10 protein-coding genes are annotated in these 6,915 nt (G+C 74.3%); 1 reads left to right on the top strand and 9 read right to left on the bottom strand.

Going from position 1 to position 6,915, the window contains the following annotated elements:
• Positions 1–183 precede the first annotated feature (183 nt).
• Complete coding sequence (locus tag ABD299_RS06450; RefSeq protein ID WP_344259531.1) at positions 184–1,041, top strand: alpha/beta fold hydrolase; 858 nt, start codon at positions 184–186, stop codon at positions 1,039–1,041.
• A 67-nt stretch (positions 1,042–1,108) separates the two neighbouring features.
• On the opposite strand, the gene ABD299_RS06445 is transcribed toward ABD299_RS06450, so the two are convergent.
• From ABD299_RS06445 to ABD299_RS06405, 9 genes are all read right to left on the bottom strand, one after another.
• Positions 1,109–1,717 (bottom strand): MarC family protein, encoded by a 609-nt coding sequence (locus ABD299_RS06445; RefSeq protein ID WP_344259530.1) that lies wholly within the window; start codon positions 1,715–1,717, stop codon positions 1,109–1,111.
• Between the two features lie 45 nt (positions 1,718–1,762).
• Positions 1,763–2,605 carry a PHP domain-containing protein gene (locus ABD299_RS06440; RefSeq protein WP_344259529.1) on the bottom strand — a complete coding sequence of 281 codons (843 nt, stop codon included), beginning with the start codon at positions 2,603–2,605 and terminating at the stop codon, positions 1,763–1,765.
• Between the two features lie 57 nt (positions 2,606–2,662).
• On the bottom strand, positions 2,663–3,301 hold the full coding sequence (locus tag ABD299_RS06435; RefSeq protein ID WP_344259528.1) for a DUF6758 family protein: 639 nt from the start codon (positions 3,299–3,301) through the stop codon (positions 2,663–2,665).
• 43 nt (positions 3,302–3,344) lie between these two features.
• Entirely contained in the window at positions 3,345–3,938 is a 594-nt protein-coding gene (locus ABD299_RS06430; RefSeq protein WP_344259814.1) for a suppressor of fused domain protein, read from the bottom strand.
• An 18-nt stretch (positions 3,939–3,956) separates the two neighbouring features.
• Positions 3,957–4,907 carry a DMT family transporter gene (locus ABD299_RS06425; RefSeq protein WP_425581265.1) on the bottom strand — a complete coding sequence of 317 codons (951 nt, stop codon included), beginning with the start codon at positions 4,905–4,907 and terminating at the stop codon, positions 3,957–3,959.
• 132 nt (positions 4,908–5,039) lie between these two features.
• Complete coding sequence (locus ABD299_RS06420) at positions 5,040–5,312, bottom strand: hypothetical protein (protein ID WP_344259527.1); 273 nt, start codon at positions 5,310–5,312, stop codon at positions 5,040–5,042.
• A gap of 107 nt (positions 5,313–5,419) precedes the next feature.
• Positions 5,420–5,647 (bottom strand): DUF3107 domain-containing protein, encoded by a 228-nt coding sequence (locus ABD299_RS06415; protein WP_344259526.1) that lies wholly within the window; start codon positions 5,645–5,647, stop codon positions 5,420–5,422.
• Positions 5,648–5,826: 179 nt separating this feature from the next.
• Positions 5,827–6,465, bottom strand: a complete 639-nt coding sequence (locus tag ABD299_RS06410; protein ID WP_344259525.1) for a TetR/AcrR family transcriptional regulator — start codon at positions 6,463–6,465, stop codon at positions 5,827–5,829.
• A gap of 172 nt (positions 6,466–6,637) precedes the next feature.
• Positions 6,638–6,871, bottom strand: coding sequence for a hypothetical protein (locus tag ABD299_RS06405; RefSeq protein ID WP_344259524.1), 234 nt, complete (start codon positions 6,869–6,871; stop codon positions 6,638–6,640).
• Between the last annotated feature and the right edge of the window lie 44 nt (positions 6,872–6,915).

Here is a 6,915-nt window from a genome sequence, read left to right as displayed (position 1 = left end):
CGCGAGGCGGCCGCGGAGGAGCGTCCGGGGCCGGGACGCAGCAGCCGGCGGTCCCGGAGGCGGAGGCCGGCGAGGCTCCGGCAGGCGCCCCGGCCGCGGACGCCGCGCCGAGCCGGCCGCGTCGCCGCCGGCGGTCCCGCAGCGGCGCCGCCTCCTCGGCCTCCGAGGAGTGAGCAGCCGGACGTGAGCAGGCCACCGTTCATCGCGCCACCGGGCGGGGTCCGGGCGTACCGGCTGGAAACGGCCCGGGGCGCGTTCGCTGTTCTGGACGCCGCCCCGGAGCGGGAGCCCCGGGCCACCGCCCTGCTGGTTCCCGGTTACACGGGCAGCAAGGAGGACTTCATCGCGCTGCTCGGACCGCTGGCCGAGGCCGGCTACCGGGCGGTGGCGGTGGACGGCCGCGGGCAGTACGAGACCCCCGGCCCGCGCGAACGCCACGCCCGCTCCGCCTATGGCCTGGCCGCGCTCGCGGAGGACGTGCTGGCCCAGGCCCGGGCGCTGGGCACCGGCGGCCTGCACCTGGTCGGGCACTCCTTCGGGGGTCTGGTCAGCCGCGGTGCCGTGCTGCGCGCCGCCGCCGCACGGCACACGCCGTTCGATTCGCTGACGCTGATGAGTTCGGGCCCGGGGCGGATCGCCCGGCTGCAGCGCTGGCGGGTCCGGGCGCTGTGCGGCGGTCTGCCGGTGCTCGGCCCGAAGGCCGTGTGGCGGATGTGGCACCCGGCCGAGGACCGCTCCGAGGTCGGTGACTTCCTGCGCCGCCGCTGGCTCGCGCACACCCACGCGCAGCTGCTGGCGGTCGGCCGGACACTGCGCCACGAGCCGGACCGGGTCGCGCACCTGGCCGCCACCGGCCTGCCGGTGCACGTCCTGTCGGGGGAGCGGGACGGCGCCTGGCCGGTCCCGCTGCTCGACCGGATGGCCGGCCGTCTGGGGGCGCACCGCACGGTCGTCAAGGGTGCCGAACACTCCCCGAACGCGGAGCAGCCCCTGGTCACCGCGGCCGTCATGGTGGACTTCTGGGCGGGGCTCGGGCGCTGAGAGCGGCCCGCGCGCTCTTCGGCCGTGCGCTCCTCGGCCGTGCGCGCCGGGCGGGTGGTGCCGGTGATCAGGTGGTGCCGGTGATGAAGCCCTGGATGCCGTTGGCGATCTGCTGCACCGCGATCGCCGACAGCAGCATGCCGGACAGCCGGGTGACGAGCACCACGCCGCCGTCCTTGATGATGCGGATGATGAGCAACGAGTAGCGCAGGGTCAGCCAGAGGACCAGGTGCATCACGGCGATCGCCGACCAGACGGCGGTGTGCTCCCAGGGACCGTCGGCGCGCTGCACGGCGAGGATGACGGTGACGATCGCCCCGGGGCCGGCCAGCAGGGGCATGCCCAGCGGCACCAGGGCGACGTTGACGTCCTTGGTCTGGCTCGGCTCGTCGCTCTTGCCGGTCAGCAGATCGAGCGCGATGAGCAGCAGGAGCAGCCCTCCGGCCACCATGAGGGCGGGCAGCGACACCCCGAGGTAGTCCAGGATCTGCCGTCCGGCGAGTCCGAAGACGGCGATGACGCCGAGCGCGACCAGGGTCGCCTGCCAGGCCATCCGGCGCTGGACCTTGACCGGGCGGCCCGAGGTCAGGGCGAGGAAGATCGGTGTGGTGCCGGGCGGGTCCATGATCACGAAGAGGGTCACGAAGACGGACCCGAAGAGAGCGAAGTCGAACACGGGAGGGCCTCGGAGGTGGCGGGAGCGGTGAACGGTCGGGCGGGTTCAGCCGGTCAGCGGCTTCGCCCCGTCGGCCCGGGCGGCGATCTCGGCGTAGACGCCGGGCGCGGTCGTGTACTCCCCGAGCCGGCAGGGCTTGCGGCTGCCGTGGTAGTCGCTGGAGCCGGTGACCAGCAGGCCCAGATCGGCGGCCAGACCGCGCAACCGCCGGCGGGCGGCGGTGTCATGGTCCATGTGGTCGGCTTCCAGGCCGTCCAGTCCCGCCTCGGCCAGCTCGGCGATCTTCTCGGCCGGCACCGTGCGGCCGCGCTTGACGGCCAGCGGGTGCGCGAAGACCGCGACGCCGCCGGCCGCGTGGATGAGCCGGACCGCCTCGAAGGCGTCCAGCTCGTGCTTGGCGACGTGCGCGCGCCCGCCGTCGGCGATCCACTCCTGCGTGAAGGCGCCCGCGATGTCCTCGACGACCCCGGCCTCCACCATGGCGGTGGCGATGTGCGGGCGCCCGACCGCACCCTGGGCGAGCTCGCGGACACGTTCCCACTCGACGGGAGCCCCGAGCTCGCGCAGCCGGGCGACGATCGCCCGGGCACGGGGCACCCGGTCGTCCCGCAGCAGCTCCCGCTCCCGGGCCAGGGCGGGCTCGGCCGGGTCGAAGAGGTAGGCCAGCATGTGCAGGCTGGTCCCGTCCAGCCGGCAGGAGAGCTCCGCGCCGGTGACCAGGGTCAGACCGCGGGGGAGGGCCGCCGCGGCCTCGGTGTGCCCGGCCACGGTGTCGTGATCGGTCAGGGCGACGACGTCCAGCCCTTCCCCGGCGGCCCGGCGGACCAGTTCTGCCGGGGTGTCGGTGCCGTCCGAGGCCGTGGAGTGGGTGTGCAGGTCGATGCGCACGGCGACGGCTCCCGGGGGCGGTACGGACGGCGGACGCCCCCAGGATAGCCGCGGCCCTCAGGACAGGATGCGGGGCGACAGCGCTCCGCAGGGGAGCAGGTCGACCTCCGACCCCGCGGCGCGGATGTCGGTGAGCACCAGTTCGTCGTACATCAGCAGCCCGGAGTGCTGGGGCCACACGACCGCCCACAGCCACACCCCCAGGGCCTCCCCGGCGAACACCGCGCGGTCCGGCGGGGTGTCCTTGAGGAGCCACAGCGGGGTGGGGCGGCCCGCCGCGTGCACCTTGGTCTGCGGGGGGCGGCCGACGTCGAGCTGAGGCCCCGGATCCGGGCCCTCGATGCCGGCGTACCGGGCGCCGAGCCCGACGCCCAGTTCCTCGGCGATCAGCAGCAGCTCACCCGGCCCGCCGAGCGGGCTGGGTCCAGAACAGGCCACGGCGACGGCCCGGCCGCCGCTGCGGTCGTCACCGGCCGAGGCCACCCCGGTGAACAGCCAGCCGACGGGCAGCGGCCAGGGCATCCACACCGGCACCTTCGTACGGTTCACCACCACGGTGAGCGCGTCCACGCTGGGAGGTATGACCGGCTGGAGCGGATGCACCGGGCCGTGCGCGTCGCACCGCCAGGAGTCGGAGAAGAGGCCGGGAGCCCGGACCCGGCCACCGCACTTCGGGCAACTTGGTTCGCCCCTCATGCTGACCAACGGTCCCCGGGTACCGCCGCCGCGTCAAGCGCTGTCACTCGCCCAGGCGTACCCCGGCGCGCGCCGGGTCCCGCAGATCCGTGCCGTGACGCAGCCACCGTTCCTGGAGGGCCTCGGCGCCGTGCACCCGCTTCCACGCCGCCTCGTTGGGCGTCATGGGCAGCAGCGGCATGAACCGGACCGGCTCGCAGGGGTCGGGAAGGGCCAGGTCGGGCACCAGTCCGCCCGGCTCGCCGACCAGCACCGAGGTGAAGGGCGCGTTGGGCCACAGCGGACCGCCCGTGTCGAGGGAGCCGCCGGGAGCCACCACGACCCCCTCGACCTGCGGCGCGGCGGCCAGCGCCGCCAGCGGCCGGAGCACCCGGTCGGTGTCGGCGCGGCCGGCCCGGACGGTCAGCAGCAGCTCCGCCCGGGGGCCGCGCAGCGGGTCGGCGACGGCTGCCGTGGGGTCGGTCATCGGGGCCGCGCACATGCCGAGCGTGGCGTACCGGACCAGGCCGCCGCCGTCGGGAGTCACGAAGCGGAGCACTTCGATGCGTTCGGTGCCCAGAAAGGTCACCGAGGCCCGGGCGTCGGGTTCACCCAGTGCTTCGGTGAGTTGCTGCTCGGCCCGCTCGCGTACCCGCATGGCATCCACGCGACGAGCCTACGGTGCCGGCGCGGGCCGCACCCGTTCGGCCCTGATCACCACGGCGAGGCCGGCCAGGATGACCGCGAGCGCCGGGTAGGCGGCGAGCGGCGGGAGCTGGCCCAGCCAGAGCGCCGCGATGAGGGCCGCCCCGGGAGTCTCCAGCAGGATCGCGGTGGACGTGACCGAGGGGCCGAGCCGCTGCACGACGCGGTTCAGCAGTGAGTGGCCCAGCAACTGGGAGGCGAGCGCCAGGACGAGCAGTTTCAGCCAGGTCTCGGCGGTGTAGTCGCCGCCGAGAGACGTCCCGGTGGCCAGGCAGGCGGCCAGGAGCAGCACGGAGGTGGTGCTGTAACAGATGAAGGTGTAGCCGGTGGTGCTCGTGGTCCGGCGCACCTCGGCGCCGATCAGCACGTAGACGGCCGCCGTCATGCCGCCCGCCAGGGCCAGGGCGTCACCGGCCAGCGCCCTGGCGGAGACCGTCAGATCCACCCCGGTGAGCATGATCACCCCGGCGAACGCGACCGCGGTGCCCAGCCACACCTGGGCAGGCGGCCGGTGGCCGCGCAGCCGCAGCAGCACGGTCGTCCAGATGGGGGTGGTGGTGACCAGAGCCACCGAGGAGGCGACGGAGGTCAGGTGCAGGCTGGGCAGCCAGAGGGCGAAATGCGCGGCGAGCGCCGCACCGGCGGCCAGCGACAGCAGCCACGTCCGGCGGTCCAGGCGGGCCAGTTCCCGGCGTAGCCTGCCGCGCAGCGCGACGACCGGCGCCAGGCCGGTGACCGCCATCGCGTTGCGCCAGAAGGCGATGGCCAGGGCGGGCGCCGCGGTGGCGGCGATGAGCGGCCCGGACAGGGAGATACCCAGCACGGCCACCGCGAGCAGCAGCAGATCGGCGCGCACCTGGGACAGGGGCACCGGAGCCACTGCCGTGGGACCGGCGGCGCGCCGGGTATCGGCAGCGGGCACAGTTCCTCCTGCGGGGGACGGACGGGTGCGGAGCGCTCCCCAGAGTAAGCCGTGGCCGGGGGCTGCTCCGTCATCCCCGGCGGGCGCGCGGGGACGGCTGCGGTGCCTCGCGGCGCTGCCGGGACGTGCGGCTCAGCCGAGTCCGCGGGTGACCCGCGGCGCCGGGGCGGGGGCCCGGAACAGCAGCGAGACCAGCGCGACGCTCACTCCCAGCGCGACGGTGAGCGTCGCCGCGGCGTGCCCCTGCCCCAGCACCGCCCGGGCGATCACCCCGCCCAGCAGCGCTGCCGCGGGGCCGGTGACCAGGGCCAAGGCCTGGTCGGGGAAGCGTGAGGGACGCCAGCGGGTCGCGGCGAAGGCGACGCCGAGCCCGAGCACGAGGGAACCGATCGCCTCCCAGAACATGGCCACCTCCCGGAGCGGGGCACTGCGGACGTTCCGGTCCTACCCCTGCCGCGGGAAACACAAAACGGCGGCCGGATGAATTCCGCCGGCCGCCGTCTCGCGGTGTCTCACAGCGCTCCGAAACCGACCCTGCGGGTGGCCTGCTCACCGATCTCCACGTAGGCCACCCGGTCGGCGGGGACCAGCACGGTGCGGCCGCGTTCGTCGACGAGCTTGAGCAACTGGCTGGTGCCGGAGAGGGCGTCGCCGACGGCCTTCTCCACCTCCTCGGCAGACTGTCCGCTCTCCAGAACGATCTCGCGCGGCGTGTGCATGACGCCGATCTTGATCTCCACGGCTTGTCCCTCCGCTGGTGCTGACGTGCGCGACGGTCCGCGCCGTACCCGCACAGGTTATCCGCGCCTCACCCGGGCGGACGGCCACCCGCCCACGCCCAGAGCGAACACGGCGAAGGGAACGAACGGGACGAAGGCGGTGGGGGTTCCCCGGCCCGGCCGGGAGAGCGGCCCGCCGGTCAGCCGTGCTGGCCCTGCTGCATGGGGAAGCCGGCGATGCCTCGCCAGGCCAGCGAGGCGGTCAGGTTCTTGGCCGTCTCGCGGGGGATCTGCCGGCCCGAGCCCAGCCAGTACCGGGCGGTGATCTGTGCCAGCCCGCACAGGCTCACGGCCAGCAGCATCGCCTGGTCCTCGGGGAGGTTGGCGTCCTCGACGATCAGTGGGCTGACCAGCTCCGCGCAGTCCAGCGAGACCTTGTCGACCCGTTCGCGCACCGCCGGCTCGTTGGTCAGGTCGGATTCGAAGACCAGCCGGAAGGCGCCGCCCTCCTGCTCGACGTACACGAAGTAGGCGTCCATCGTCGCGGCGATGCGCTGCTTGTTGTCGCTGGTGGAGGCCAGCGCCTCGCGCACGGTGCTCACCAGCGCCTCGCAGTGCTGGTCCAGCAGGGCGAGGTAGAGCTCCAGCTTGCCGGGGAAGTGCTGGTAGAGCACGGGCTTGCTGACCCCGGCCCGGTCGGCGATGTCGTCCATGGCGGCCGCGTGGTAGCCCTGGGCGACGAACACCTCCTGTGCCGCGCCCAGGAGCTGGTTGCGCCTGGCCCGCCGCGGCAGGCGGGTGCCGCGGGGGCGGGCCTCGGTGTGCTCGATGGCTGTCACGCCGCCTCCCAGTATGTCGACCGTTGCGCTGCTGTCCTGCGCGGTGTGCTCGCCATCGTACGTTCGGGTAACCGTGCCGGGCGCATCGTGAGGGCAGGGTTTCACTGTGTGGACAGTCACAAACCGGGTGGCTCCGCCGTAAGGCGGACAGACCGGCCGCGGCCGTGCCCGGCTATCTGTCGTACTCGTCGTCGTCGTACTCCACGGCCAGCGCCTGTTCCTGGACATCGGCCGGGTCGGCCTCCTCCACTTCCTGCCCGGGGGGCGGGGTGCCGTGGTGCGGCAGCAGGTCGGCCCGCTGTTCGGCGGCGTCCTCGGCGGGTACCTCGGCGGGCGCCTCCGGGAAGCCGTTCTCCTCCTCGGGCAGCTCGTCCATGCTCTCCGGCTCGGTCGGGTTCACCGACATCCGCACGCACCTCCAGTGGACAGTGGGGAGGTCCAGCCTAGGAG

The sequence above is a fragment of the Streptomyces sodiiphilus genome, from assembly GCF_039529215.1.
Lineage (GTDB): Bacteria > Actinomycetota > Actinomycetes > Streptomycetales > Streptomycetaceae > Streptomyces > Streptomyces sodiiphilus.
The sequence above is the reverse complement of the archived record's forward strand: the minus strand, read 5'-3'. Positions and strand labels throughout refer to the sequence as shown.